Origin of the sequence: Kribbella sp. NPDC006257 (assembly GCF_040613535.1) — a bacterium.
Lineage (GTDB): Bacteria > Actinomycetota > Actinomycetes > Propionibacteriales > Kribbellaceae > Kribbella.
The window spans coordinates 130691-156503 of the sequence record NZ_JBEXSJ010000010.1 but is presented as its reverse complement, the minus strand read 5'-3'; the positions used below and the strand labels follow the sequence as shown (position 1 = coordinate 156503).

26 protein-coding genes are annotated in these 25813 nt (G+C 67.9%); 14 read left to right on the top strand and 12 right to left on the bottom strand.

Annotated elements, in window-relative coordinates; genetic code table 11:
* Positions 1–84: 84 nt before the first annotated feature.
* Positions 85–486, bottom strand: a complete 402-nt coding sequence (locus ABZ004_RS14995; RefSeq protein WP_355680406.1) for a hypothetical protein — start codon at positions 484–486, stop codon at positions 85–87.
* Positions 487–584: 98 nt separating this feature from the next.
* On the opposite strand from ABZ004_RS14995, the gene ABZ004_RS14990 reads away from it, so the two are divergent.
* The 6 genes from ABZ004_RS14990 (at position 585) to ABZ004_RS14965 (ending at position 8806) form a co-directional block, all read left to right on the top strand.
* Positions 585–1190, top strand: coding sequence for a hypothetical protein (locus ABZ004_RS14990; protein ID WP_355680405.1), 606 nt, complete (start codon positions 585–587; stop codon positions 1188–1190).
* Positions 1191–1352: 162 nt separating this feature from the next.
* Positions 1353–2462, top strand: a complete 1110-nt coding sequence (locus ABZ004_RS14985) for a helix-turn-helix domain-containing protein (protein ID WP_355680404.1) — start codon at positions 1353–1355, stop codon at positions 2460–2462.
* 201 nt (positions 2463–2663) lie between these two features.
* Positions 2664–3413, top strand: coding sequence for an ABC transporter ATP-binding protein (locus ABZ004_RS14980; RefSeq protein WP_355680403.1), 750 nt, complete (start codon positions 2664–2666; stop codon positions 3411–3413).
* On the top strand, positions 3410–6190 hold the full coding sequence (locus ABZ004_RS14975; RefSeq protein ID WP_355680402.1) for an ABC transporter permease: 2781 nt from the start codon (positions 3410–3412) through the stop codon (positions 6188–6190). The genes ABZ004_RS14980 and ABZ004_RS14975 overlap by 4 nt, the downstream gene beginning before the upstream one ends.
* Positions 6191–6215: 25 nt before the next feature.
* Positions 6216–6929 carry a hypothetical protein gene (locus ABZ004_RS14970; protein WP_355680401.1) on the top strand — a complete coding sequence of 238 codons (714 nt, stop codon included), beginning with the start codon at positions 6216–6218 and terminating at the stop codon, positions 6927–6929.
* A 101-nt stretch (positions 6930–7030) separates the two neighbouring features.
* Positions 7031–8806, top strand: a complete 1776-nt coding sequence (locus ABZ004_RS14965) for a glycerophosphodiester phosphodiesterase family protein (RefSeq protein ID WP_355680400.1) — start codon at positions 7031–7033, stop codon at positions 8804–8806.
* 14 nt (positions 8807–8820) lie between these two features.
* On the opposite strand, the gene ABZ004_RS14960 is transcribed toward ABZ004_RS14965, so the two are convergent.
* Complete coding sequence (locus ABZ004_RS14960; RefSeq protein WP_355680399.1) at positions 8821–9861, bottom strand: glutamate--cysteine ligase; 1041 nt, start codon at positions 9859–9861, stop codon at positions 8821–8823.
* Positions 9862–9966: 105 nt separating this feature from the next.
* On the opposite strand from ABZ004_RS14960, the gene ABZ004_RS14955 reads away from it, so the two are divergent.
* Both ABZ004_RS14955 and ABZ004_RS14950 read left to right on the top strand, forming a co-directional pair.
* Complete coding sequence (locus ABZ004_RS14955; protein ID WP_355680398.1) at positions 9967–10704, top strand: HipA family kinase; 738 nt, start codon at positions 9967–9969, stop codon at positions 10702–10704.
* The gene (locus ABZ004_RS14950; RefSeq protein WP_355680397.1) at positions 10701–11081 is read left to right on the top strand and encodes a DUF3037 domain-containing protein; all 381 of its coding nucleotides are present in this window, start codon (positions 10701–10703) and stop codon (positions 11079–11081) included. Before ABZ004_RS14955 ends, ABZ004_RS14950 begins: the two co-directional genes overlap by 4 nt.
* Here ABZ004_RS14950 and pgm read toward each other — a convergent pair.
* Both pgm and ABZ004_RS14940 read right to left on the bottom strand, forming a co-directional pair.
* A complete protein-coding gene (pgm, locus tag ABZ004_RS14945) occupies positions 11078–12700 on the bottom strand; it encodes a phosphoglucomutase (alpha-D-glucose-1,6-bisphosphate-dependent) (RefSeq protein WP_355680396.1) in 1623 nt (540 codons plus the stop codon). The two genes, ABZ004_RS14950 and pgm, sit on opposite strands and share 4 nt — an antisense overlap.
* Before the next feature lie 88 nt (positions 12701–12788).
* Positions 12789–14264, bottom strand: a complete 1476-nt coding sequence (locus ABZ004_RS14940; RefSeq protein WP_355680395.1) for a fused MFS/spermidine synthase — start codon at positions 14262–14264, stop codon at positions 12789–12791.
* Positions 14265–14668: 404 nt separating this feature from the next.
* Between ABZ004_RS14940 and ABZ004_RS14935 the strand changes: the two genes are divergently transcribed.
* Positions 14669–15949 carry a hypothetical protein gene (locus ABZ004_RS14935; protein WP_355680394.1) on the top strand — a complete coding sequence of 427 codons (1281 nt, stop codon included), beginning with the start codon at positions 14669–14671 and terminating at the stop codon, positions 15947–15949.
* Positions 15950–15954: 5 nt separating this feature from the next.
* Here the strand turns inward: ABZ004_RS14935 and ABZ004_RS14930 are convergent, their stop codons facing one another.
* The 4 genes from ABZ004_RS14930 to ABZ004_RS14915 all read right to left on the bottom strand — a co-directional run bounded on the left by ABZ004_RS14930 (position 15955) and on the right by ABZ004_RS14915 (position 18838).
* Positions 15955–16314, bottom strand: coding sequence for an MmcQ/YjbR family DNA-binding protein (locus ABZ004_RS14930; RefSeq protein WP_355680393.1), 360 nt, complete (start codon positions 16312–16314; stop codon positions 15955–15957).
* Positions 16315–16329: 15 nt separating this feature from the next.
* Positions 16330–16995, bottom strand: coding sequence for a response regulator transcription factor (locus tag ABZ004_RS14925; protein WP_355680392.1), 666 nt, complete (start codon positions 16993–16995; stop codon positions 16330–16332).
* The gene (locus tag ABZ004_RS14920; protein WP_355680391.1) at positions 16992–18221 is read right to left on the bottom strand and encodes a histidine kinase; all 1230 of its coding nucleotides are present in this window, start codon (positions 18219–18221) and stop codon (positions 16992–16994) included. The genes ABZ004_RS14925 and ABZ004_RS14920 overlap by 4 nt, the downstream gene beginning before the upstream one ends.
* Positions 18222–18349: 128 nt before the next feature.
* Entirely contained in the window at positions 18350–18838 is a 489-nt protein-coding gene (locus tag ABZ004_RS14915) for a hypothetical protein (protein WP_355680390.1), read from the bottom strand.
* 617 nt (positions 18839–19455) lie between these two features.
* Between ABZ004_RS14915 and ABZ004_RS14910 the strand changes: the two genes are divergently transcribed.
* Positions 19456–20025, top strand: coding sequence for a hypothetical protein (locus ABZ004_RS14910; protein WP_355680389.1), 570 nt, complete (start codon positions 19456–19458; stop codon positions 20023–20025).
* 262 nt (positions 20026–20287) lie between these two features.
* On the opposite strand, the gene ABZ004_RS14905 is transcribed toward ABZ004_RS14910, so the two are convergent.
* A complete protein-coding gene (locus ABZ004_RS14905; protein WP_355680388.1) occupies positions 20288–20791 on the bottom strand; it encodes a hypothetical protein in 504 nt (167 codons plus the stop codon).
* A 429-nt stretch (positions 20792–21220) separates the two neighbouring features.
* Here ABZ004_RS14905 and ABZ004_RS14900 point away from each other — a divergent pair, with 429 nt between their 5' ends.
* From ABZ004_RS14900 to ABZ004_RS14885, 4 genes are all read left to right on the top strand, one after another.
* A complete protein-coding gene (locus tag ABZ004_RS14900) occupies positions 21221–21487 on the top strand; it encodes a winged helix-turn-helix domain-containing protein (RefSeq protein ID WP_355680387.1) in 267 nt (88 codons plus the stop codon).
* 113 nt (positions 21488–21600) lie between these two features.
* On the top strand, positions 21601–22104 hold the full coding sequence (locus ABZ004_RS14895) for an FBP domain-containing protein (protein ID WP_355680386.1): 504 nt from the start codon (positions 21601–21603) through the stop codon (positions 22102–22104).
* Between the two features lie 66 nt (positions 22105–22170).
* On the top strand, positions 22171–22443 hold the full coding sequence (locus ABZ004_RS14890) for a hypothetical protein (RefSeq protein ID WP_355680385.1): 273 nt from the start codon (positions 22171–22173) through the stop codon (positions 22441–22443).
* A complete protein-coding gene (locus ABZ004_RS14885) occupies positions 22337–23218 on the top strand; it encodes a DUF429 domain-containing protein (protein ID WP_355680384.1) in 882 nt (293 codons plus the stop codon). The genes ABZ004_RS14890 and ABZ004_RS14885 overlap by 107 nt, the downstream gene beginning before the upstream one ends.
* Before the next feature lie 7 nt (positions 23219–23225).
* On the opposite strand, the gene ABZ004_RS14880 is transcribed toward ABZ004_RS14885, so the two are convergent.
* The 3 genes from ABZ004_RS14880 to ABZ004_RS14870 are packed head-to-tail and all read right to left on the bottom strand — an operon-like array spanning position 23226 to position 25791.
* The gene (locus ABZ004_RS14880; RefSeq protein ID WP_355680383.1) at positions 23226–24008 is read right to left on the bottom strand and encodes an ABC-2 family transporter protein; all 783 of its coding nucleotides are present in this window, start codon (positions 24006–24008) and stop codon (positions 23226–23228) included.
* On the bottom strand, positions 24008–24778 hold the full coding sequence (locus ABZ004_RS14875; protein WP_355680382.1) for an ABC-2 family transporter protein: 771 nt from the start codon (positions 24776–24778) through the stop codon (positions 24008–24010). The genes ABZ004_RS14880 and ABZ004_RS14875 overlap by 1 nt, the downstream gene beginning before the upstream one ends.
* The gene (locus ABZ004_RS14870; protein ID WP_355680381.1) at positions 24775–25791 is read right to left on the bottom strand and encodes an ATP-binding cassette domain-containing protein; all 1017 of its coding nucleotides are present in this window, start codon (positions 25789–25791) and stop codon (positions 24775–24777) included. Before ABZ004_RS14870 ends, ABZ004_RS14875 begins: the two co-directional genes overlap by 4 nt.
* Between the last annotated feature and the right edge of the window lie 22 nt (positions 25792–25813).

Below are 25813 nucleotides of genomic sequence, written 5' to 3'. Positions count from 1 at the left end.
ACACCCCGCCGGAAACAGAGACGGGGGTGCTTCGAGTGTGCGCGGGAGGTGTTGCCTGGCCGGGTCGCGGATGTTACACGCGCGTCAACCCTTGGGCGGGCGGTGCGGCAGGTTCGGCAGCCGATCGGTGAGCTTCGGCTTACGTGCAGCCAGCTCGGCTGCGTTCTCCCGGCGGTCCAGGTCGGCATGCCGGAGCAGGTCCGGGTACGCCGACTGCGGCACCGGCGGGTAGGTGGTGACGATCGCGTCGCCGCTGAAGACGAAGTAGATCGCCTGACCGTCCTTGATCACCTTAAGCAGGGACCCCTCGCGCACGGTCAGCGCGTGCTCGAACGCCTTCTTCCGGGCGGACCGCTTCGCCAGTGCGGCCTGGATCGCCTGCTGTGCGGGTTCACGGCCGTGCTTGACGGCTTCGAAGGCCATCGGCCCGTACCGCACGCCGTACTTGACTACGTTCTTCGCCAGCCGACTGCGTCCACCTGCCATGTTCACGACTGTACTGACTGCACCAGGTCGGTGGGCGGGAAACGCCTCTGCACAGCGTCGGCATGCGGCGTTGGAAGGTGTCGGGCACCATTGGGCACGTGACGGTACCTACTCCGCGCCGGCCGATCCTGCCGGGCAACAAGCTCTTCGACTCGCTGCCTGGCGCCTCCGACCCGGCGGCGGTCGCCGAGGTGGCGCACCGGACGGCGGAGCTACTGGTCCGCGGCGCACGGTCCACCGAGGACGCGGAAGTGATCGCGCGGGTGGTGAAACTCGCCGACGACTACGGTCTGGACGAGCTCGCCGACCTGTGGTCCGACAGCCCCGCCGACTCGCTCCCTGCCACGTTGTGGCGGCTTTACCTGCTGCGCTCCTGGGTGCACTCCCAGGCCGACGAAGTCTCCCGCGAATACACGACCGGCCGCGAGTACGCCGAGGTCCACGCGGTGGTCGCCGGTGTCGCCGACCCGCCCGGCCCGACCGAGGTCCGCGACATGGTCGACGCCGTACTCCGGGGCGTGGCGGCCGGAGATTTCGCCACCACCCTGGATCGCGCCGCCGCCTTCGCCCGGATCGTCGCGACCGGCCGGGCGCATCTCGCCGGCGACGGGCACGGTCAGGTGCTGTCGGCCTCGAAACTCGTCGAGATGGCCGACCAGCTGCAGACCGCCGCCCGCGCCGAACGAGCCGGCCAGCTCTGGTAGTTGCATCCGGCTTCGCCAGGTGATATGAGGCGAAAGCTCAACAGGACAAGGGGTTTGCGGGCTGGTTAGACTGAGGGCGTTTCAAGCAAGTTATACTGTGTGAGGTGTCGGGCCGTGGTAGCCCCGGGTCCCAAATTAAGCCGCTTCGAGCGGCCACGCGCCGTGAGGCGCTTCCCGGTCCGGCACCCCAACTTCTCCCCCGCCGACAAGTTGCTTCAAGCAACCACGGCGTACGGCGTACTCCGCGGCGCTCGGTGCTGGCACGATGGGCCTGACCCTTTGCCTGGGGAGGAACAAGTGCTGGACGTGCTCGGACTCGACGACGCCGAGGAGATGGCGTATCGGGCGCTCGTCGAGGTGCCGTCGTACGACGCCGCGGAACTCGCCGAGCGACTGGGGTGCCATCCACTCGATGCGGCGCGATCGCTGGCGGCGCTCGAGACGCTCGGCCTCGCGGCTCGCTCGAGCGGCGGCACCGACCGGTACGTCGCGTCACCACCCTCGGTGGCACTTGCTGCACTCGCAGTACAGCGGGAAGAGGCGCTGCGGCGGGCTCAGCGGGAGATCGAGACGCTGACCGAGGTGTATCGCGGGACCGACACCGACCGATCCGTCAGCGACGTCGTCGACGTGGTGCGCGGGGCGAAGGCGGTCGGCCAGCGGTTCGTCCAGTTGCAGATGTCGGCCCGCGAGGAGGTTCTCGGCTTCGTCAAGTCCGACGTCGCCGTCGTCCCGCCGGAGGAGAACACGGCGGAGGACGCCGCTGTCACTCGCGGGGTTCGCTACCAGGTGCTGATCGAGCGGAGCGCATTCGACCGGCCGGGGTACTTCGCGATCGCCTCCGCCTCGATCCAGGCCGGCGAGGAGGTCCGGGTGGTTCCCGAGCTGCCGATCCGGTTGCTGATCGTCGACCGGCGGATCGCGCTGGTCCCGCTGATGTCGGAGTCGGACCGCAGCATCGGCGCGCTGATCGTGCACCGCAGCGGCATGCTCGACGCGCTGCTCGCCCTGTTCGACCGGCTCTGGCGGGACGGGATCCCGCTGATGCTCGGCGCCGACGGCAAGGTCGAAGGACCCCGGCTCGGACTGCCCGAACTGGACGCCCGGATCCTCGGCCTGCTGCTGGCCGGCCTCACCGACCAGGCGGTCGCCAACCAACTCGGCCTCTCGATGCGCACCGTCCAACGCCGGGTCCGCGCCCTGATGGACCGCGTCTCCGCCGACACCCGCCTCCAACTAGGCTTCCACGCCGCCCGCAACAACTGGCTCTAACCCCCCACCCCCACCCCCCCACCCCCCCACCCCACTCATCGGTCCCTTGATCCCCGGCGTGTCGCCACTCATCGGTCCCTCCGGCGGCGAGCCGTAGTACGGGCCGGTCAGGGTCGGATCAGGGATCGTCCCCCTTCCTGCCACCCCCGAAGGCGAGCACACTCAGGGGCAATTGATCAGCCGGGGAGGGCGAGGATCGGCATGGTGGGCGACACGCAGGACAAGGCTTCGGTCGTGGTGGCGACCGACCTGGAGCGAACGTACGGCGAGGGTGACACGGCTGTCCGTGCCCTGCGCGGAGTGAGTGTGGAGGTCGCGGCCGGCCAGCTGACCGCGGTGATGGGTCCGTCCGGGTCGGGCAAGTCGACGCTGATGCACATCCTGGCTGGCCTGGACAAGCCCAGTTCGGGCTCGGTGCTGATCGACGGTACAGAGATCACCACGCTCGGCGACGACGCGCTGACCAAGCTGCGCCGGCAGCACATCGGCTTCATCTTCCAGTTCTTCAACCTGCTGCCGATGCTGACCGCGCGGGAGAACGTGGTGCTGCCGCTGACGATCGCCGGCGAGAAACCCGACCCGGCGTACTTCGACGAGCTGATCGCGCGGGTCGGGCTGACCGACCGGCTCACCCACCGCCCGGCCGAACTGTCCGGCGGTCAGCAGCAGCGGGTCGCGATCGCGCGTGCTCTGGTATCGCGGCCGACGGTGATCTTCGCCGACGAACCGACCGGCAACCTGGATTCGCGGACCAGCAACGAGATCCTGCAGCTGATGCGCGGTTCGGTCGACGAGTACGGCCAGACCACCGTGATGGTGACCCATGACGCCCGGGCCGCCGCGATGGCCGACCGGGTGCTGTTCCTGGCCGACGGCGAGATCGTCAAGGAGACCGGGCAGACCACCCAGGGCGAGATCCTGCAGATCATCGACTCGCTGGACCTGCAATGATCCGGTTCGCGTTGCGCGGGGTGCTCGGCCGCAAGCTGCGGACCGCACTGACCGCGATCGGGGTGGTGCTCGGCGTCGCGCTGGTGTCCGGCACCTATGTGCTGACCGACTCGATCTCGAGTGCCTTCGACTCGATCTTCTCGGAGAACTACAAGAACACCGACGCCGCGATCACCGGCAAGCCCGCGTTCGACCTGTCCGACGACGGCGCCGGTGGGAACCCGCCGTTCGATCAAGGGCTGCTGGCGAAGGTCTCGGCGCTGCCCGAGGTCGGTGTCGCCGACGGCGCGGTCTCCGGTGAGGCACAACTGATCGGGCACGACGGCAAGGCGGTCGTCTTCGGCGGTGCGCCCAACCTCGGCTTCAGCATCAACACCGAGCGGCCCGAGTTCAACACGCTGGCTTTGGTGAAGGGCGACTGGCCGACCGCGGGCGAGGTGGTGATCGACACCAAGACGGCTCAGGCGAAGGGGTTCGCAGCCGGCGACAGCATCGGCGTACAGGCTCGTGGTGCTGTGCAGCAGATGAAGATCTCCGGGCTGGTCGAGTTCGGGTCGGTGTCGTCGATCGGTGGTGCCACGCTGGCCGGGTTCGACCTGCCGACCGCGCAGAAGCTCTTCGACAAGCCCGGCAAGCTCGACCAGATCCTGCTCGCGGCGAAGGACGGCGTGTCGACCCAGCAACTTCTCGCCGCGGTGCAGAAGGTCCTTCCGGAAGGCACTCAGGTTCGCAGCGCCGACGACCAGGCGGCCGAGGATGCGAAGGGCACGTCGAGTTTCCTGACCTTCTTCCGGACCTTCCTGCTCGTCTTCGGTGGGATCGCCTTGTTCGTCGGCTCGTTCGTGATCGCGAACTCGCTGTCCATCACGATCGCCCAGCGGACCCGTGAGTTCGCCACCTTGCGGACGCTCGGGGCTTCTCGTCGCCAGGTGCTCTACTCGGTGGTCCTCGAGGCGCTGCTGACCGGCCTGGTGTCCGCGGTCGCGGGGCTGTTCCTCGGGCTCGGGATCGCGACCGGGTTGTTCAAGATCTTCGATGCGGCCGGTCTGACGCTGCCCAACAACGGGCTCGTGTTCCGCACCCGGACCATCGTCGTCGCGCTGGCGGTCGGGATCGTGGTCACTCTGCTGGCCAGCCTGCGACCGGCTTGGCGTGCGACGCGGGTGCCGCCGATCGCGGCCGTCCGTGAGGGCGCCAAGCTTCCACCGGGAAGGTACAACCGCTTCCGCCCAGTGGGTGCCGCATTGCTCGCCGTGCTCGGCATCGCCTTGGTCGTGACCGGCCTGTTCGTCAACGGTCTCTCCACTGGCGCGCTGCTGGGGTTGCTCGCGGTCGGCGTACTGCTGATCTTCATCGGGATCGCACTGTTCTCTGCGAGATTGGTGCGGCCACTCGCGGCCGCGTCGGACCCGATCGCGCGCTGGTCGGTGCTGGTGCTGACGATCGTGGTCTGGCCGCTGTTCTCCTTGCCCTACTGGCTGCTGCGCCGCGCGTTCTGGGGCCCTGGATCCGGGCTGTCGCGGCTCGGCGGGTTGCTGCTGGGCGCAGTACTGAATCCGGTTCTGCTGGTGATCGTCGGGCTGATGGCCGTACGCCGGGCAGTCACCCGTTGGCGCCCGGAGTGGCCCGCGGAGTTCCCCGGCGTACTGAGTGATCGCCCCGCGGTCGGTATCGGAGGCCAGAACAGTCGGCGCGACCCGCACCGGACTGCCTCGACCGCGGCCGCTCTGATGATCGGGCTCGCCCTCGTGACGCTGGTCGCCACGCTCGGCGCGGGCATCATCAGGCCGTTCGAGGATGCCGTCGACAAGATCTTCAGCGCGGACTATGCGATCACCGCACAGAACAACTTCAGTCCGTTGCCACCGACCGTTGCCGCAGCCATCGAGCACGTTCCAGGGGTCGACGCGCTGTCGAGTGTGCGCGGCGGACAAGGCCGGGCATTCGGCGAGACGATCCCGATCACCGGCGTCGACAGTCAGGCGCCTCAGGTCGTGACGTTCGACTGGAAATCCGGTTCGCAGGCGACGCTCGGCGAACTGGGTGCGGACGGCGCGGTGCTGGATGCAGACTTCGCCAAGAAGCACTCGCTGACTGTCGGTTCGACGTTGCCGCTGGAGACCGTCACGGGCAAGACGCTGCCGCTGAAGGTGCGAGGGATCTTCCAGCCGCCGGCCGGTGGTTCGCCGTTCGGCAACGTGACGATCTCGACCGCGGCGTTCGACGCGACCAACCCACAACCGCTCAACCTCTACACCTTCGTCAGCCTGCACGGCGGAGTCACTCCGGCGAACACGGCGACCCTGCAGCAGGCGTTGAGTACGTTCCCGAACGCGAAGGCGCTGACTCGCGAGCAGTTCAAGAAGGTCCAGTCCGATGGCATCAAGAGCATCCTCAACGTGCTGTACGTGTTGCTCGCGTTGTCCGTGCTGGTGAGTCTGTTCGGGATCGTCAACACGCTGGTGCTGACCGTGTTCGAGCGAACCCGTGAGCTCGGCATGCTGCGGGCGATCGGGCTGACCCGGCGGCAGGTGAAACGGATGATCCGGCACGAGAGTGTGATCACCGCGCTGATCGGTGCGGTGATCGGGATCCTGCTCGGGCTGGGTCTGGCTTCGCTGCTCGCGGCGCGGCTCGACGAGGTGAGCTTCGCCGTACCGACCGGTCAGCTGGTGCTGTTCGGTGTCGTCTCGGTGATGGTCGGGATCTTCGCGGCGATCTGGCCGGCCCGGCGCGCAGCCCGACTCGATCCGTTGGAGGCGTTGCAGTACGAGTGAACCAGGTTGAGTGTTAGCTTCCGGCATGCGTTCGCTCGGAGTACTGGTTGGTCTTGCCCTGGTGGTGACCGGCTGCTCGACTGTCGACTCTGCCGACATCAAGACCAGCGGGATGACGGCCGACTTGCTCGTCAAGCTGCCTGAGAATGCGGACGCTGTCGACGTCACCGCCTCCTTCCGGGTCGGCAACCTGACCTATGTCGAGCTGGGCAGCGGGGAGAACGTGGAGGTCTCGGCGGAGGGCAAGAGGCAACAGTTGCACCGCGGCAAGTTCGCGGGCGCTACCAGCTACACCGGGCAGCTCGGCGTACCCAAGGTCTCCAAGGGCTCCAAGGTCGAGATCAACTTCGCGCTGAACCGCGCCGGCGGCAACACGTCCGCGCCGAGCTCGACCGTTGTGCTGCCCGAGCCGGTGCACCTGTCCCAGCCGGTCGGCGGGGCGAAGCTGTCCCGGCGCAAGGACGTCCAGGTGACCTCTGCGAGTGGGCCGGCTCAGACGCTGACCTGGAGCGGACCGTGCATCCAGACTGGCAGCCTGCAGATCGAGCCTGGTCGTTCCTCGACGACGATCGCTGCTGGGCTGATCCGGGCCACCACGCCGGCCAGCGCGGGGACTGACACCTGCCAGGTGGAGTTTCTGTTGAGCCGGCATACGACCGGCAGGATCGACGGGGCGTTCAAGGACGGGACGATCGTGGCCGTGGCCCAGTCGATCCATCAGGTCGTCTCGGCGCCCTGACACCGGTCGGCCTCTTGTTGGTTACCTTCTAGAGGGACGATTGTTCCGTGAACCGGTAACGATCGGCCTCGTCCCCGCCTCTGACGAAGGGAACCCCACCCATGCGCCGCCTGATCCCGCTGGCCCTCGCGGCCGGCCTGCTGGCCCAGGGCCTGGCCGTCGCGCCGGCCTCCGCCGCCCGCCGTGACCTCGACATCCAGGCCCACCGCGGCGGTCTCGGCCTGACCGTCGAGAGCACGATCGCCTCCTTCAGCCGCGGCCTCGAGCTCGGCGTGAGCACGCTCGAACTCGACGTCCAGATCACCCAGGACGGCCAGGCCGTGGTCACCCACGACCGCCAGGTGTCCGGCAGCAAGTGCAAGGACACCGGGCCCTACACGCCGGACGATCCCGAATACCCGTACGTCGGCAAGTTCATCAACACGCTGACGCTCGCCCAGGTCCGCCAGCTGGACTGCGGCTCGCTGCCGCAGGCCGCCTTCCCCGGCCAGATGCCCGACCCCGGGGCCCGGATGCCGAAGCTGAGCGAGGTGTTCGACCTCGTCCACCGGTTCCACGCGAACGACGTCAAGCTCAACGTCGAGACCAAGGTCGAGGCCGGTGCGCCGAGTCAGACCGCGCCGCGCGAGCAGTTCGTCCAGGTGGTCGCCGCGGAGATCCGCAAGGCGCACATCGCCCGGCAGATCACCATCCAGAGCTTCGACTGGGGCTCGCTGATGCGGATGCGTCAGGTCGCCCCGGAGCTGCCGCTGGTCGCGCTGACCAACTACGACTTCCTCGAGACCGGCAAGCCGGGCAAGTCGCCCTGGCTCGGCGGCATCGACATCGACGACTTCGGCGGCGACCTGGTGAAGGCCGCGACGTCGTTCGGTGCCTCTGCAATCTCCCCGGTGCACGGGTTCCCGCAGGACGGTCGGGTGACCGATCCGACGTACCGGCCCTATGTCACCGCCGACATGGTGCGCTCGGCCCACCAGGCCGGCCTGAAGGTCATCCCGTGGACCGTCGACGATCCGGCCACCATGCAGTCGCTGATCGGCCTGGGTGTCGACGGCATCATCTCCGACTACCCCGACCGGGTCCGTGCGGTCGCTGCTACGAACGGCTTCCGGCTGCCGCGTGCGTACGACGCTCCGCCGGTCGAGGCGCTGCCCATAGCTCACGCGCACAACGACTACGACCACCGGCGGCCGCTGTACGACGCACTCGACCGTGGGTTCAACAGTGTCGAGGCGGACGTCTGGCTGGTCGACGGTGAACTCCGCGTCGCGCACGACCTGGCAGATGCTCGCCCCGGCCGGAACCTGGAGAACCTCTACCTCGAACCACTCGCCCAGCGCGTTGCAGCGAACGGTGGTCAGGTCTACCGGCATGGCCGCGACTTCCAGTTGCTCATCGACATCAAGAGCGACGGACCCACGACGTACGCGGCAATCGACAAGGCACTGGCCAAGTACAGCGACATCAGCACAGTCTTCGTCGGTGGCCGGGTACGCCGTGGCGCAGTGACCTCGGTGATCAGCGGCAACCGCCCGCTCGACATCCTGCAGGCCCAGAAGATCCGGTACGCCGGGTACGACGGCCGTCTGTCGGACCTGAACTCCGGGCTGCCGGCGTCGGTCATGCCGTTGGTGAGCGACAACTGGTCGAAGAACTTCACTTGGCGAGGCATCGGCGAGTTCCCCGCGGCCGAGCGGACCAAGCTGCGCGACATCGTGAAGACGGCTCACGGTGCCGGCTACAAGGTGCGCTTCTGGGAGACCCCGGACGTCCGCGGCGCCGCCCGTGATGCTCTCTGGTCCGAACTGACCTCCGCTGGTGTCGACAACCTCAACACCGACGACCTCCACGGCCTGGAGGACTTCCTGCGCGGCTAGGGCTTCTTCCGCAGCTAGGGCCTGACTTCCGTGAGGGCGACAACGCCGTCGCCCTCACGGAACGCCTTGCGTTGCTTCACCGCTCCGTTGCCCTCTGCGATCAGGCGCTGCAAGGTGTCCTCAACCCGGTCGGTGTCACCGAGTTCCTGCAAGGCGTCGCCGACGTGGTTGATCAGTCGGTCGATGAGTTGTGTCATGGGAAGCGGCTCGGCGTGGAGTACATCCAGGCCGTTGCCTTCGATCCCGTCACGAGCAGCGAGCCAGTAGGCGGCGCGTAGTACCTCTGGCTCGAGCTTCGGACCCGGCGAGCCGTCGTACGTCATCACCAGCGCGCGGATGAGGGTTGCCAGCAACACTGTCTCGTCGATAGTCAGCGGCACATCGCTGATCCGCACCTCCACCGTCGGGAGATGGCTGGACGGGCGGACATCCCAATAGACCATGCCCTCGTCCATGATGCTGCCCGACGCGATCTGCATCGCGACCAGCGCGTCGTAGTGCGCAGCCGATTCGAAGTACGGCGGCGGCCCGGAGCACGGCCAGCGCGACCACATGATCGACCGCCAGCTCGCGAACCCGGTGTCGGACCCCAGGTAGATCGGCGAGTTGGCCGTCAGCGCGAGCAGTGTCGGCAGCCAAGGACGCAGATGGTTGCTGACCCGGATCGCAGCCTCCTTGTCCGGTACGTCGATGTGCACGTGGCAGCCGCAGACGCCTTGCTCCCTGGCCAGCAGCCCGTACCTCGCCGCCATCTGCAGGTACCGCTCCTTCTTGGTGACCAGCTGTTCAGCATGACCACTTGGCGGTACGGCGATCGCGCAGAGCCGGCCGCCCTGTTCCGCCGCGGAGGCGGCAAGCTTCGACCGCATTCGGTGCAGGTGGTCGTGCAGCTCGTCGGCGGTCCCGCAGACCGGCGTGTTGATCTCCACCTGGGCTCTGGTCAGCTCCAGTTCGACGCCTGGGTCGCCCGCTACCGCTTTGCTGCGCGGCAGCGGCTCGCCGGCGGCAGACACCAGCAACAACTCTTCCTCGACGCCCATGGACGGCAAGCTCAAGTGACTCTCTCCTCGGTCAGGGTGCCCTCCGGTACCCGGCGCCGCTCGAGCAGAAACCGTGCCCGGGCCGACACACTGCTCAGCGTGACGCATATGCTCTGCGGCGTGAGTCTGCCGATCGTCACCGCTACCCGGTACGTGCTGCCGCTCCGGGAAGGCGGGTCGCTGCCCGGTGTTGTCGAGGGCAACGATCTCGGCACCTACGTGCTCAAGTTCCACGGCGCCGGCCAGGGTCCGAAGGCGCTGGTCGCGGAGGTGATCGTCGGCGAGCTCTTCCGCCGGCTCGGCTTGCGGGTGCCTGAGCTGAAGCTGATGCAGCTCGATCCCGCGATCGGCAAGTCGGAGCCCGACGAGGAGATCCAGGACCTGCTGATCCGCAGCGCCGGTCTGAACCTCGCCGTCGACTTCCTGCCCGGCTCCTTCGGCTACGACGGCTCCAGCGGCAAACCGGACGACGCCACTCAGGCCCGCATCCTCTGGCTCGACGCGTTCGTCGCGAACGTGGACCGGTCCTGGCGGAACACGAACCTGCTGGTCTGGCACAAGAACCTCTGGCTGATCGACCACGGAGCCGCGTTGTACTTCCACCACTCCTGGATGTCCGCGGAGAAGTTCACCGGGCTCTCCTACGACGCCGACGATCACGTCTTCCGCGACATCACTCCGGCTGTGCCCGGCATCGACTCGGAGTTGGCCGCAGAGATCACACCTTCGCTGCTGACGGAAGTGATCGGCCTGGTGCCCGATGAGTGGATCGCTGAAGGTGACCGTGAGCGGTACGTCGGCCACCTGACCGCGCGACTCGCCGACCGGTCCGCGTGGCTGCCGGGTGGTGCGCGATGAATCTCGTTCCGTTCGACTACGTCATCCTGCGGGCCGCTCCGCGCATCCAGCGAGGCGAGTTCGTCAACGTCGGCGCGGTGCTCTACTGCCGCTCATTGGATTTCCTCGGCGCGGCCTGGGACGTCGAGCCTTCCCGGTTGAAGGCGCTCGACCCGGCGGTGGATGTCGACGTGGTGTGCGCGTCGCTCGAGCACATCCGCGCGATCTGCGCCGGCGACCCCGACGGCGGTCCCGCGGCAGCCACCAGGATCGGTGAGCGCTTCCGCTGGCTTGCGGCACCCCGCAGTACGGTCGTGCATCCCAGCCCGATCCACAGCGGCCTCACCAGCGACCCCACTGCCGACCTCGACCGCCTGGTCGACGCCTTCGTCCGCTAGGCGAGAGCTTGGGAGACGACCTCGCGGGCTTCGGCGAAGACTTCGGCGAGGTGGTCCTCGCCCTTGAAGGACTCGCCGTAGATCTTGTAGAGGTCCTCGGTGCCGGACGGCCGCGCGGCGAACCACGCCGACTCGGTCGTCACCTTGAGCCCACCGATCGGTGCCCCGTTACCGGGCGCGCTCGTCATCCGGTCCAGGATCGGCTCGCCCGCCAGCTCGGTCGCGGTGACAGCGTCCGCGGACAGCGCCGCCAGCTTCGCCTTCTGGTCGCGGCTGGCGGGCGCGTCGACCCGCGAGTACGCCGAGGCGCCGAACTTCGCCGCCAGCTTCGCGTGCGCCTGCGACGGCGTCTCCCCGGTCACCGCGGTGATCTCGCTGGCCAGCAGGGCGAGCAGAATGCCGTCCTTGTCTGTCGTCCAGACCGTGCCGTCGAAGCGCAGGAAGCTCGCTCCGGCCGACTCCTCGCCACCGAACCCGACCGAGCCGTCGATCAGCCCCGGCACGAACCACTTGAACCCGACCGGCACCTCCCAGAGCCGCCGGCCGAGATCCGCCACCACCCGGTCGATCAGCGACGACGACACCAGCGTCTTGCCGACGGCGGTGTCCGGGCCCCACTGCCGGTTCTCGAACAGATACGAGATCGCCGCCGCTAGGTAGTGGTTCGGGTTCATCAGGCCGGCGTCTGGCGTCACGATGCCGTGCCGGTCCGAGTCCGCGTCGTTGCCCGTCGCCAGGTGGAAGTGGTCCTTCTGGGCGACCAGCGACGCCATCGCGTACGGCGAGGAGCAGTCCATCCGGATCTTGCCGTCGTGGTCGAGCGTCATGAACGACCAGGCCGGGTCGACCCGCGGGTTCACCACGGTCAGGTCGAGCCGGTGCCGGTCGGCGATCGCGGCCCAGTAGTCGACACTCGCGCCACCGAGCGGGTCGGCGCCGATCCGGACCCCGGCGCTGCGGATCGCGTCGAGGTTGAGCACCGACGGCAGGTCGTCGACGTAGTGGCCGAGGAAGTCGTACTCCCCTGCCTGCGCCCGGGCGGCCGCGAACGGCGTACGGCGTACTTCGCGGTTGCCACCCGCGATCAGCTCGTTGGACCGGTTCGCGATCCAGCCGGTCGCGTCGGAGTCGGCGGGTCCGCCGTGCGGCGGGTTGTACTTGATGCCGCCGTCGCGCGGCGGATTGTGCGACGGTGTGATCACGATGCCGTCGGCCCCTGCACCGGCGCCACGGTTGAGCCGCAGGATCGCGTGCGACACGGCCGGCGTCGGCGTCAGCCGGTCGGCGCTGTCGACCAGCGTCTGGACGTTGTTGCCAGCGAGAACCTCGAGCACGGTCCGCCAGGCCGGCTCGGACAGGCCGTGGCTGTCCCGGCCGACCAGCAGCGGCCCGGTGGTGCCCTCACCGGCGCGGTACTCGCAGACGGCCTGGGTGATGGCCAGGATGTGCGCCTCGTTGAAGGCGCCGTCCAGACTCGAGCCGCGGTGGCCCGACGTACCGAAGACGACCTTCTGAGCGGGGTTCTCGACGTCCGGCGTGATCCCGTCGTAGGCGGCGAGCAGCGCGTCGATGTCGACGAGGTCCTCGGGCTGGGCGGGCTGGCCTGCGCGTGGGTGCATGTGCTCATGCAACAAGCCTTCGGCCCCGATCACAACTCCATCCGGGTGGCGGACAGGTATTTCAGCGCGGCTCCGGCGCCTTTTCTTTTCAGCTTGGGTACGGCGTGAGCAGTTGGTCGACCGGTGCGTAGTCGTCGGTCAGCAGCGGCGCGTCTCCGATGAACGCCCGTACTGCGGCCGGATCGTCCAGCAACTCCGCCCGCTGCCCCAGCCGTTGACGGATGGCTTCGGACTGCAGCGGTTGCTGAGAGGCGACCAGCACGAAGTTGCCGCCTTCGCTGCCTTTGAGCTCAGCCGGCTTCGCGATCACCCCGACGTACGCGAACTCCGCCGCGACCGTCCGGACCTCCGCCTTCACGAACGCCTGCGGCCCGAAGTCGATGACGTTCACCGTGTAGATGCCCGTCGGTTTGAGCACCCGGCGGACGTCCGCGACGAGCTCGCGCGTGGTCAGGTGCCACGGCACGGCGACCCCACCGAACGCGTCCATGATGACCAGATCGCGGCTCGCCGATGGCTCGGACCGTACGCCGAGCCGCCCGTCCCGGATCCGTATGTCGAGCTCCGGCGAACCCGGCTTCACGCCCAGCTCCGCCTTGTCGACCTCGATCACCCCGGCGTCGATCTCGTACACCTTGTTCTCGGTGCCCGGCCTCGTCGCGGTCAGATAGCGAGGCATCGTGAGTCCGCCACCGCCGACGTGCAGCGCTGCCACCGGTTGCTTGGCCGGCCATTTGCTGTCGATCGCGACGGCGAGGTTCTTGATGTAGTCGAACTCCAGGAACGTGGGGTCCGCGAGATCGACGTACGAATGCCTCAACTGGTCCAGGTACAACGTGCGTCCGTTGGGGCGATCCGGGTCGGCGACCACCCGCGCGCAGTGGTACGCCGTCTCCACCTCGCACGGCCGCGGTGCGACCAGGGTCAACCCGGTCCCGACCAGCGCCAACGCGACCGGCTTCGCGGCGGCCTTGAGCCCGCGGAAGTAGAGCGTGAGTGTGGCGCCGGCGACTGCCAGGATTCCGCCGAGGCAGAGCACGATCGCACTCGTCGGCACCTTCGCCACGAACACGAACCCGGTCAGCACCGTACCGGCGATCGCCCCCACCGTCGCGTACGCCGACAGCCGCCCGACCACCGTTCCCGTCTGCGTCAGCGTCTGAAGCCGCAATTTGGTCACCATCGGCGTCACCGCAGCCAACAGCGAAGCCGGGATGAACAGCGCGACCGTCACCGCAAGGAACACCACGTTCCCATCCGCGCCGCCCCGAACAGCCTCACCGGTCCACCGCACCACCGGCAGGATCAGCAAGACCATCGCCCCAGCAACCAAAACCAACGGCCCCAACGACCGCGTCGGCGGCACCGCATCCGCAAACCGCCCCCCGAACGCAGCCCCCACCGCAATAGCCGCCAGCGCCACCCCGATCACCGCGGTATTCGTCTCCAACGTCAACCCCAGATAAGGCGCCACCAACCGCAACGACACCAGTTCCAGCACCATCACCGCCCCAGAACTCCCCACCACCAGAGCAGTAGCCCCCCGCCCCCCAATCCCCCGCATCTCCCTCACCCCCACCACCCTATCCACGCCCACCCCCACCCCGCCCCATCCCGCCCCATCCCGCCCCTCACCCACTCCCGCCACCCCCAACCACCACCGCGAGCTCGCTCGCACCCCCAACCCCCACCATCCCGCAACCCCGCCCACCCCTCGCATTTCGCTCGTATCCCCGACCCCTTCTCCCCCCTCGCCGTCCCGCCATCCCAACCACCGCCGCGAGCTCGCTCGCATCCCCAACCCCCGCCATCCTCAAACCGACCGCCCCTCCCAACCACCACGCCTTCCCTAAACCCGCACCCAACCGCCAAGTCCTCTCACCACCCCGCACCCAACCCAGCAACCAAACCGAAATTCCCTTGTGGACAACACCGATCCAACACACAAACGCTCGTACCTTCCCTGGCATGAGCAACCGAATCGTCGTCTTCTGTTCCGACCTCATCAACGCCTCCGGCCCCCTCACCCCCGACGAACTCAGCCCACAGGTCCGCGCCGCCGGCCTCACCAAAGCCATCAACCCCGTCACAGCGATCCGCAGCGCCCTCCGCCAGTCGCCGGTCATGGTGCAACTCCCGGACGGCCGCTTCGACTCCGCCCGCCGCATGCTCGACGGAGTCGCCCTCACCCACCGGGTCCGTTTCGCCACCAAGGGAAGACAGGTCCTGTACGCCGGACCCGAACTCTCCATCCTCGACCAGATCCTCGTCCACGAAGGATCCCTGGCCCTGACCACCGGCGGCGCCATCACGTCGTCCTTCGGCGAGTTCAGCGGCTGGTGCGGTCCACCCGACTGGCTCCCCGATGTCCCCGCCGAGTCACTCCTCGCCTTCCGCTTCCGCAACGGCCGCCTCGCCGTCGAACCGGTCCCGCACGAACTCCCCCTGACAAGCCCCGAGGTCGAGCGCCTCCGTCTCGTCCTCCGCCGCTACCTGATGACCTCCGACGCCCTGGACACCTGGCGCAGTCACCACACACTCGGCAAGGTCATGCTCCGCGCCCTCGCCGAGGTGCCCGACCTGCTGGTCGACCCGCTACCGCCCCTGGACGAGATCCTCCGCCTCGGCGACGAACGCTGGGGCCGCGACTGGCCGGTGGAATCAGCCGACGGCCCCCACGACGGCCACCGCGTCGTACTCCACGACGTACCAGCCGCCCTCGTCTCGGCCCTCCACCGCGACGCCGACCGCCTAGGCGTCACCACCGGCGAACTCACCGTCCTACTCCTCTCGGCAGCCACCTACCGAACCGCCATGCCCTGCCGCCACGACGCCCAATCCGCCTGGCTGAACCCACCCACTCCCCCCACCGACTACTACCCCTACGAGCCCCACGAAGACCCCGCGCCTCCCCACACCAACACTCCCGAAGACCCCAACGACCCACGCGACCAAGCACCCGCCAACCCCCGCAGCCGGACGGCCGCCGGTGGTCCCGCCCCAGCCCCCAGCCACACCCCCGACGATCCCGACGACCCCGCGCCGACCCACAGCAACACTCCCGAGGACCCCGACGATCCAGCGCCCACCCACGCTGGCACGCCCGACGGCCCACGCGACCCCACCCTCAGCGGGTACGCGGGAAAGCTCGAGGGCGACGACGACTGCGAAGTCTCCGACGACTTCGAAGAGGTCTGGATCGACGACCTCCCAGAAGCAGTCCTAGCCCTCCGAAGGCCCCCCGAATGACCACCTCACCCCTGATCGAGCTGCGCGATCAACGTCTTCGGCGCAACCTTCCGATACGCGTCCTCGACGATCTCCTCGATCTGTTCCCAGTCCACGCCATCCACATCCAGATACACACCGACCCACCCACGATGCCCGACGTACGGCGGCCGGAAGAAGTGCTCCGGATCGCCCGCGATCAACGCCTCCTGCGCCCCTTCCGGAGCCGCACACCAGAAACCTGTCCGGTCGTCATGATGCTGATCCGCGAACATCACAAACGTCTTCTTGTCCCGCACGAACCACGTCGGCTCCCCATGACTCAGCCGCTCAGTAGTCTCCGGCAACCTCAGACAGATCTCCCGCAAGCGCTCCAACCCGTCCATCACCACTCCTCAACCTCACCGACGCGGTCCAGGCGCCACCACGCCGGACTCGTACGCATACACGACAGCCTGCGCCCGATCCCGCAGATGCAGCTTGGTCAGGATCCGGCTCACGTGAGTCTTCACGGTCTGCTCGGCAAGCACCAGCGTCGCCGCGATCTCCCGATTCGATTGCCCCCGTGCGATCAACCGCAGTACGTCGGTCTCACGTGGCGTCAGCCCACCCGCGGTCGCCGGAAGCACCGGCCGCACCTTCACGAAATCCTCCACCAGCCGGCGAGTGATCGACGGCGCGAGCAACGCATCTCCCGCAGCCACGATCCGCACCGCCGCAGCCAACTCGTCCGGAGACGAGTGCTTCAACAAGAACCCACTCGCCCCCGCGCGCAACGCGTCGTACACGTATTCATCCAGATCAAAGGTGGTGAGCATGATGACCCGAGGCGTCTCCCCTGGTGCCACGCCGGCCAGAATCTCCCGCGTCGCGGCCAACCCGTCGAGCACCGGCATCCGCACATCCATCAGGATCACGTCCGGGACCAACCGCCCGGCCGACTCGACCGCCTCGGCCCCGTTCGACGCCTGGCCGACGACCTCCAGATCGGGCTGCCCGGCCAAGAGCGCGCTGAACCCCGCCCGGACGATCTCCTGGTCGTCGACCACCAGCACCCTGACCGTCACTCGCCCACCTCGTCGCCTATTGGAATGGCCACCTCCACCAGAAACCCGCCATCGTCGGTCGGCCCCGCATGGAAAGTGCCGTCCACCAATGCGACCCGCTCCCGCATCCCGATCACCCCATGCCCACTTCCCGGCGCCACCGGTACGTCGGCCCGCGCCGGCCCGTTCACCACCGTCAGCCGCAACTCACCGCCGATCACCCGAACAGCCACCTGTACTACGGCCTTCGGCGCATGGCGCACCGCGTTGCTGATCGCCTCCTGCAGCACCCGATAGGCGTTCAGCTCCACCGCTGGATCCAGCCCCGCAGGCACCTCTGCCTCGAGCCGCACATCAGCCCCCGCCCGTCGCGTACCAGCCACCAGTTCCTCCAACCGCTCCAACCCAGGCTGTGGCTCGAGTTCTCCCGAGGACGGTGACATGCGCTCTTCGCCGGAAAGCGATGAACTCAGCCGGTCGGGCATGCCAGCGGCGCCGAGGAGGTGTGGGTGAAGGTCGAGCGCCGGATCGCGGTCAGCTCCGGTCAATGCGGTGTCTTCGCGGAGAAGACGCAGTACGCGGCGCATCTCCGTCAGCGAAGACCTGGCGTCCTCGGCAATACCGGCGAACTCCTCGCGCGCATCGTCGGGCAGCCCTGCCAGCCGATGCGGCGCGCTATCGGCCCGGACCACCACAACGGAGAGGTGATGAGCGACAACGTCATGGAGTTCGCGCGCGATCCTGGCGCGTTCTTGCCAGCGCGCCCGCTGCGCCCGTTCCTCCGCGCTGATTCCTTCCTGCGCGGCCAACTGACGCCTGGTCTCCGACCGCGACCGCAGCAGGTCCCCGACGACGACGGCGACCGCGGAGAAGATCGCCATCGTCAGCAGACCAGGCCAGCTGCCGCGCTCCGATGCAGCGAGCATCGCGACGACCCCGACCAGTTGGGTGACCACCCACCAGCCGGCCAACTCGCGCCGCGACGCACCCCGCGACCCGACGATCGCCAGCACGGCGGCGAGCCCGAAGACACTCGTCACCGGCCACGGCCACGCTTCGTCCGACGAGACCGGAACGCTCACCGCCGCGATCAGCGCCGCCACCAGCACGGAGACCGGAATGCCGGCCGCCGGCCGCAACCAGGCCAGCACCAACCCGAACCCACGACCGACCCCCAACGCCAGCGCGGCCCCCAACGGAATCCGGTAGTGCTGCCCAAGGTCCGCGGTGGTCAAGACGAGCAACACAGCAGTAGCAAGTCCAGCCGCCCAACCACCCCACACGCTGGGCCATCCACTCTGACGTGCTCCCACACCCGCCCCCATCCATTCCTTCACGAGCCGAGCCTAGGACCCGCTCGGCTCGTGAACCGGCATCAGATCTGCTGGGTCCAGGAGTAGAAGAACAGCAGCCCACCGATCGACAGCAAGATAGTTGCCGGAAGCACCCACCACCCGACCTTCGATCCGTACAGCCGCCGGATCTCCGCCGCGTGCAGCAGCGCCGACCCCCGCAGTACGAACGGAATCAACACGACGACCGGCACCGCGATCGCCGCGTGAACCGCCCAGGCTCCGGTCTTGGTCGGCCCGCCCCAGGTCCCCGGCCCGAACGGCCCGTCCTCCACGAATCCGTAGAACGGCCCGCGAACGATCGACAACACGAACAACATCAGCAGGAACAAGCTCAGGCACCCGAACACCACACTCAGCAACCCGTGCCCGAAGGAGTTGACCGCCCCCGGCCGCCGCAGACGCACCAGCTCGCCCGACCCCAGATACCGAGCCATCCGCCGCCACCACCCCTGCACCGAATCCACCCGCCCCACAACCGCCAGCGCCATCACCACCACCCCAACCCCCACCAACGCCACCCCATACCCCACCCCCCGAACCAACCCCCCACCCACCGACCGCCGCACACCCCCGCCGCCCGCCACACCAGCATCCCCAGCCGGACGGACCGGGTTCCCCGCCACACCAGCATCCCTAGCCGGACGGACCGGGTTCCCCGCCGCACCAGCATCCCTAGCCGGACGGACCGGGTTCCCCGCCGCACCGAGGTTCAGGGCCGCACTCGCATCCCCTCCCGCGCCCGGGTTCCCACCCACACCCGGGTTCCCCGCCGCACTTGGGTTCGCGGTCGGGCGGATCGGCGTTCCGGAGGGTGGACCGGCGGGGTGTGGGTGACCGGATTGCGGTTCATCGGCGGGGTTGGAGTGCGACTGCATGGTGTCCGTCATGGCTAGCTCCTCGGTCTCATTAACTGAGATAGAGCCTAGAGATGAGCGTCCTTCCAGACGTCCAGCCACAGAGCCAATTCCGACCCCCTACCCGGGTACGGGGCGTGACTGTGATCCAGCTCACAGTGACCACGGTCTGTGTCCCAGCGTTACACGGTCAGTGCCGGTAGGTGTCAGCGGCTATGCCGCGCCGGTAGGTGTCAGCGGCGGTGCCGCGCCCGACAGGGAGGTTCGGACAGATGCGCATCAAGAACCTGGTGGTATCCGCCACGCTACTCCCGGTGCTGCTGTTCGCGGGTTGCGGCAACAACGAGTCGTCCGATCTCGCCGCTCAATCCCCCGGTGCACAGAAGGCGGCCAAGCACGGCCTGACCGACGCGGCCGCCGAGGGTTCGGCGCAGGTGGAGGGCTCGCCTGGTTCGGACGACCCGGTCGTCAACGCGTACTACAGCTACCGCGTCGCCCTCGACGTGATGATGCGGAGCGGCGGCAAGTCCACCAAGCAGCTGATCCCGGTGATGACGAACGACCTCTATCGCTCGATCAGCCAGCAAGCGAAGTACTACCGCTCCAAGCGTCTCCACAACACCGGCCTCACGACGGTCGTCTGGGCCAAGCGAACCCTGCTCGCCGACGGCGTCATAGTCCGCGCCTGCTACGACACAAAAAAGGCCACCACCGTCGATGCGAAGGGCAGGAGCGCCTTGCCCCCGAAGACCCCAACCCGCTGGCTAGACGAAATGCGCGTCGAACAGGTCCAAGGTCGCTGGGTAGTAGACGGCGGCCGCACCACCCCCGTGAAGTGCTGACCCCACTCCCCCGCCCAGCGCTCGACGACATCCGTGTCGACCACGAGGCTCAGACCACAGCATCCTGACCCACCCCCGGCAACGGCCCCCGAACGACTCCGATCCGCCGCCCACTCCCGGGCACACCTCGCGGCACGGAGCCAACTCGCAGCGCGGAGAGCACCCCCCTCGCTCTCCGCGCTGTCTGTTTCCCACCACGCCCTCAGGACCAGGCGGCCGGAGCGACCGTTGCTCGGCCTTTCGGTTGCGCGAGTTGGATCGGTTAGGGGTGGCGGCTTTCGATGTGGATGAGGGCTTCTACGGCAGCGTGGAGTTCCCCGTCGTGGTGGGGACCGGACCAGACGATCACCCGCGCCTTGTCGCCGAGCTTGGCAGCGACAAGTTCACGCGCCGGGGTGGGATCGCCTTGGTTGAGCAGTACGACGAGTCGCCGGCCGTCGCGCTGGAGGCGATCGAGCAACGGCGGCAACGTGGATCCGTGGAACAACCCGGGATCGCTCTTGACCTTCGTCTCGATCATCACGCCGCGCCCGCGAACCACCAGCAGGAAGTCCGCCCGGTCCCGGGTGAACTCGCGATCGTGATAGACCCGCGCCTTCGGCCACAACCGCTGCAACGCGAGATCGACCTCCGCGTCGTACCGCGCGGACAGCCGGCTCACCCGAGAACTCGTACCGCAAGGACGAAGCTCCTCAGGCGCCCGTCGTCCTCGACGCCGCCGGCCCAGCAAGGGCAGGAACCAGCGGCGGAACCTGGTGTCGATCATCGGCGGACCCCCTGGCCCTAGTCCGGCACTCACCGCAAGTGTCGCAGCGCCCCAGGTGACGAACCAGACCAGAACCACCCCCACCCCCGATCGTGATCCCATTGCGACGAACCCCCAACAAAACCCACTTCCGCGACCTGGGAACAACTACCTCCCAGATGCCAGCGAATTCAGCCGGGCGACCTGGTCGGTACCGGGGCCGGCGGCTTGGCCAGGCCGGACTCGCCGGGCTCTTCGAGGATCTCGCCGAGTCGGTGACGTGGCGCAACGGCTCGCTGTTCATCAAGCACCGCCGGTTCGGGGGCGTCCGGAACCTCGCCGGAGAAGGGCTGCTGATGACCCCGTCCGCCTTCGTCTGGCCGACCGTGTCTCGAGTACGATCCCTCCCTGGCAGCCAACTCTCACCTACCGGCGCGCGGTATCGCGACCTTGTGGGATGACAGTTCGAGTCCGGCTCCGGCAGGCGTCGCCGGCGTACTCGGTCGATCGCGCGCGGAGTTGCTGACCCAGCTCGACGGACCGAGGTCGACCACTGAGCGGGCCGGCCGGACAGGTTTGACGCCCGGCGGTGTTTCACAACACCTGAGCGCCCTCCGCGCCGACGGCCTGGTGACTGCGCATCGAGCCGGTCGTGCGGTCCTCTACGCACGGACCTCGGTGGCCGAGGCACTCCTGGAGGCCGCGAAGTTCAGCTGAACCTGCGGAGGCCGCGTTCCACCGAGGGCTGGGAGGGGTGGGTTGTTGCTGGGGGCAAGGGGTTATTGGGTTGCGGGTTGGCGGCTCCGGCGGTTGGGTAGTGGGGTTGACCGATGGAGGGAACGGCTGTGGAACCGGTGAGTGCGGCGGAGATTCGTGGCGGGTTCGTCAATTCGACGAAGAGTCTGGTGAAGGCGATGACGCTGCCGCGTGACTTCGACGAGTTGCCGTGGGAGTCGCTGGACTACCTCGGCTGGCGTGACCCCAAGGCGCCCGCGCGCGCCTACCTCGTCGTACCGCGGGATGGTGGTGTGACTGCCATCGCTCTCGGTACTGCGGCAACCGGAAAGCCCCGGCGCGGTACCGGGCTGTGCGACCTCTGCCACACCGCGCACCAGGTCACCGACGTCGCGTTGTTCGCGGCACGGCGAGCCGGGTCGGCCGGGCGTGCGGGAAACACCGTCGGCACCTACATCTGCGCGGACCTCGCCTGCTCGCTGTACGTCCGCGGCCTGCGCGACCCCGAAGTACCGCAGGGCGAGACCGTCGCCGCCGATGTCCGGGTCGATCGGTTAGGTCAGAGACTCGACAGTTTCGTCGGTCGGGTCCTCGCATAACGCCTTCCGATGGATACGCTTGGCGCAGGGTCTGGGGCAAGCCGCCGAACCGGGAGTGAGAACGCGATGACGGAGTTCAGAATCACGCACGAGATCCACGAGGTCCATCCGGACATTCGCGAGAAGCTGACCGCCACGACGATCGAGGCGATCAACGAGTCCAGCTCCCGCTCGGCCGAGGACGCGGCGCTGGTTCTGCGCAACAAGCTCGGCGAGATCGGCGTCCACATGAGTGACGCGGCCTGCCTCGCCGCGGTCGAGCGGATCCGGTCCGGCAAGTCGCTGCGGTTCGAGATCGAGCGCCGCGACAGCGACAGCGACAGCGACACCGAGGACTGAGACGCCCTCGTACTTCGTCGGCGTCGACCTCGCCCGGGGACAGCGAGGCGTCACCGGTCTGGCGGTGATCGACGACAGCGGCGGACTGCGTGACGTCGCGACCCTGCAGTCGGACGAGGAGATCCTCGCCTGGTTGTCGCCGTGGGTCACCGGACCCTGCCTGGTCGCCTTCGACGCGCCGCTGATCGTGGTGAACCCGTCAGGCAAACGCTTGTGCGAAAGGCTGATCGGTCAGTACTTCGGCCGGTACGGCGCCCACTGCCATTCGGCGAACACCGCCAACCCCAGCTTCACCGACGGATCGCGCGCGCTGCGGATCGCCGAGCTTCTCGGGCTCGACACCGACCCGACCCGCACCTCCGTACGACGGGCCGCCGAGGTCTACCCGCATCCCGCACTCGTCGCCCTGTTCGACCTGCCGCGAATCCTTCAGTACAAGGCGAAACCCGGCCGCGACTTCAACCACCTCCACGGCGAGATGCTCCGCTTGGTCGGATACCTAGAATCCCTTGCCGACGCTTCCCCACCACTCCACCTCAACACCACTCCGAAGTGGCAAACAATCCGGAAGAACCTCGACGCGGCCACCCGCAAGGCCGACCTCAAACGCCTCGAAGACGCCATCGACGGAGTCGTCTGCGCCTACATCGCCTGGTACGCCACCACCCACCCAACCCGAACGCGCACCTTCGGCAACCTCACCACCGGCACGATCCTCACCCCCGTCACCCCGCCCATTGCAACCCGGTACGACGCGGCACTCGCCGGCTCCTGATCGTCCACTACGACGTAGCGCCGGTGTAGCGTCGCATTCCCAGTTGCCACACAAGCGTCGTTCCCGCCGTGAATCCGACGGCCAGGACAACTGCCATCAGCATGGTGCCGAGGTCGGGTCCATAGATGAGTGTCTGCGCCGGCCAGGTGGTGATCGCGGCGACCGGGAACGCGAAGGTGAGTAGTTGCCGGAGCCAGCGGCCATAGATGTCGATCGGGTAGCGCCCGAATTCCCAGGCGGCTCCGTGCAGCACCCCGAGGTTGAGCCGCGGTGCCCAGAAGGCCAGCGATGCGAGCGCTACCGAGGTAGCCCATCCGATCAGCAGCCCGAGCAGGGTGAGGAATGACCAGCCGGCCAGTGCGACCGGCGAAGGGACAATGGCCAGCTCACGGAGTCCCAGAATGATCACGACGGCACCGAGGACGCCTTGCACAAGGGCGACGGGTGCGTGCCGGGTGCTGGTTGCGAGCAGGAGGCTGTTGGCCGGCTGGAGCAAGTAAACGTCGAGCCGGCCATCTCTGATCTGGTCCGAGAAGTCGGCGAGACCGGGATCGAGGAGTGTCGCCCGGAGGCCGGTGATGAGCGAGTAGGTGCCGATCAGGACGAGCATCTGTCCTGCGGACCAGCCCGCGAGCAGCCCGGTCTGGCTGAACACGATGCCGATGGTGCCGATCGAGGCGCCCAGTTGGACCAGGGCGAGCAGGACATCGAAGAACAGGTTGGTCCGGTAGGCCAGGGCACGCCGGAGCGCGAGGGAGAACGCCGTACCGAGCAGTCGAACGATTCTCATCAGGCCCCCACTGTGCTGTAGCGACGGATGCCCAGACGCCAGGCACCCACAGCGCAGCAGCCGAAAGCAGCGGTCCAGAACAGCGCGATCGAGTAACCGGTGGCAGCCTGGTCGACTGTCAGAGTGCTGGTCGCCAACTCGGCGGGGAGCCCGAGCATCGAGCGGAAGGGCAGCAGTTGGGCAACGGTCCGGAGCGGATCGGGCAGCAGCGCGTTGGGTGCCGCGGAGCCACCGAGCAAGAAGATCAAGACACCACCGAAGGCCACCACGCCGTGGACGCGCTCGGTCCAGAACGCCGCCATGGCCAGCGTCCACGTGAACAAGAACCGCAAGGCCGCTGCGAGGACTACGGCCGGCAATGCCGCCAGCAGTGCCAAGGGTGAGAAGCTCACGCCGACCGGCACTCCGACGAACGCCATCAGCGGTATCCCGAGCAGGACCATCCAGAGGCGAATGGCCAGGTTCTCCCCGAGCGGGCCGATGACCGTTGGCTGCGGCCGGAGCAGCGCGGCGGCCACGTCACCGCTGTAGATGGCCTGCGCGAACGTGTGGTTCTCGAAGGACGCCGTCATCAGCCCCACAGAGATCACGGCGAGGTAGTAGCTGCCCACCTGAGGCCCTGCCCCGGGCACGCGCAGCCAGACGAGAAGCCCCAGGAGTGGAGCCACCGACTGTCCGACGATCAAAGTGACCAGGAACCACCAGGCACCGGACCAGCCGATGACCTGCCGCCAGATCTCGAGCCGCAGCAAGCGGAGGATCCGGCTCATGACGCGGCTGCTTCTATGCCTCGCAGGCCTTGATAGACCTGATCCATCACGTTCTCCAGCGACGGTTCCTCGACCGACAGATCGGCGATCGCGAAACGGGCCAGCAGCCGGGCCGTTGTGGCCGGCACGTCGTCCCGGTCCACCCGCAGCAACCACCGGTTCCCGTCGCGCTGCAAGATCTCGCCGTACGCCGACAGGTCCGGATCGTCATCGGTGACGTCCACCCGGATCAGCTTGGTCGGCGCGAAGGCGGAGCTGAGCTCGTCCCGGCCGCCGTCGAAGGCGATCGCCCCGTCGTCGATCAGGATCAACCGTGGACACAGCGATTCGACGTCGACCATCGAATGGCTGGTCAGCAACACCGTGGCCCCGGTCTGTGCGGAGTAGTCGGCGATGAACGTTCTGATCAGTCGCGCCGCCGACACATCCAGACCGATCGTGGGCTCGTCGAGGAACAACACCGTCGGGCGGTAGAGCAGCGCGAGAGCGAGACCGGCCCGCATCCGCTGGCCGAGGCTGAGCGCACGGAGTTGCCGCTGCAGGATGTCTTCGAGGTCGAGCAGTGCATTGAGCTCGGCCAGGTTCTGCCGGAACTGGGACTCCTCGATGTCGTAGAGGACCTGCTGATAGCGGAACGAGTCCAGCACGGTGAGTTCGGGCGCGTCCCCGATCGGCTGGCTTCCCCGGATCAGCGCGATCTTGCGCAGGTAGTGGTTGTGCCGTCGCCAGGGAACCTCGCCGAGGACCCGGACCTGACCACTGGTGGGGTGCAGAATCCCGGCCAGGATCTTCATCGTGGTCGTCTTGCCGGCGCCGTTGCGGCCGAGAAATCCGACGATCTGCCCGGGGGCGATCTCGAAGCTGAGGTCCTGGACGGCGTGGACGTCGCGGAAACGCCGGTGCAGCAGGGAGCGGGTGGCCGCGAGCAGGCCGGCATCGCGCACCGGCACGCGGTACGTCATCGACAGCTGGTCAACGGCAACGGCGGGAGCCGAATTCGACGGGATCACCATGGTTTAAAGTGTATCTTTTAAG

Coding starts and splice junctions, on each gene's coding strand:
- ABZ004_RS14870 (WP_355680381.1), bottom strand. CDS start 25,791: ATGGTGATCCCGTCGAATTCGGCTCCCGCCGTTGCCGTTGACCAGCTG.
- ABZ004_RS14880 (WP_355680383.1), bottom strand. CDS start 24,008: ATGAGAATCGTTCGACTGCTCGGTACGGCGTTCTCCCTCGCGCTCCGG.
- ABZ004_RS14905 (WP_355680388.1), bottom strand. CDS start 20,791: ATGATCGACACCAGGTTCCGCCGCTGGTTCCTGCCCTTGCTGGGCCGG.
- ABZ004_RS14890 (WP_355680385.1), top strand. CDS start 22,171: ATGACGGAGTTCAGAATCACGCACGAGATCCACGAGGTCCATCCGGAC.
- ABZ004_RS14930 (WP_355680393.1), bottom strand. CDS start 16,314: ATGGACGGGTTGGAGCGCTTGCGGGAGATCTGTCTGAGGTTGCCGGAG.
- ABZ004_RS14950 (WP_355680397.1), top strand. CDS start 10,701: ATGAATCTCGTTCCGTTCGACTACGTCATCCTGCGGGCCGCTCCGCGC.
- ABZ004_RS14975 (WP_355680402.1), top strand. CDS start 3,410: ATGATCCGGTTCGCGTTGCGCGGGGTGCTCGGCCGCAAGCTGCGGACC.
- pgm (WP_355680396.1), bottom strand. CDS start 12,700: ATGCACCCACGCGCAGGCCAGCCCGCCCAGCCCGAGGACCTCGTCGAC.
- ABZ004_RS14965 (WP_355680400.1), top strand. CDS start 7,031: ATGCGCCGCCTGATCCCGCTGGCCCTCGCGGCCGGCCTGCTGGCCCAG.
- ABZ004_RS14875 (WP_355680382.1), bottom strand. CDS start 24,778: ATGAGCCGGATCCTCCGCTTGCTGCGGCTCGAGATCTGGCGGCAGGTC.
- ABZ004_RS14940 (WP_355680395.1), bottom strand. CDS start 14,264: ATGCGGGGGATTGGGGGGCGGGGGGCTACTGCTCTGGTGGTGGGGAGT.
- ABZ004_RS14935 (WP_355680394.1), top strand. CDS start 14,669: ATGAGCAACCGAATCGTCGTCTTCTGTTCCGACCTCATCAACGCCTCC.
- ABZ004_RS14895 (WP_355680386.1), top strand. CDS start 21,601: ATGGAGGGAACGGCTGTGGAACCGGTGAGTGCGGCGGAGATTCGTGGC.
- ABZ004_RS14980 (WP_355680403.1), top strand. CDS start 2,664: ATGGTGGGCGACACGCAGGACAAGGCTTCGGTCGTGGTGGCGACCGAC.
- ABZ004_RS14910 (WP_355680389.1), top strand. CDS start 19,456: ATGCGCATCAAGAACCTGGTGGTATCCGCCACGCTACTCCCGGTGCTG.
- ABZ004_RS14995 (WP_355680406.1), bottom strand. CDS start 486: ATGGCAGGTGGACGCAGTCGGCTGGCGAAGAACGTAGTCAAGTACGGC.
- ABZ004_RS14970 (WP_355680401.1), top strand. CDS start 6,216: ATGCGTTCGCTCGGAGTACTGGTTGGTCTTGCCCTGGTGGTGACCGGC.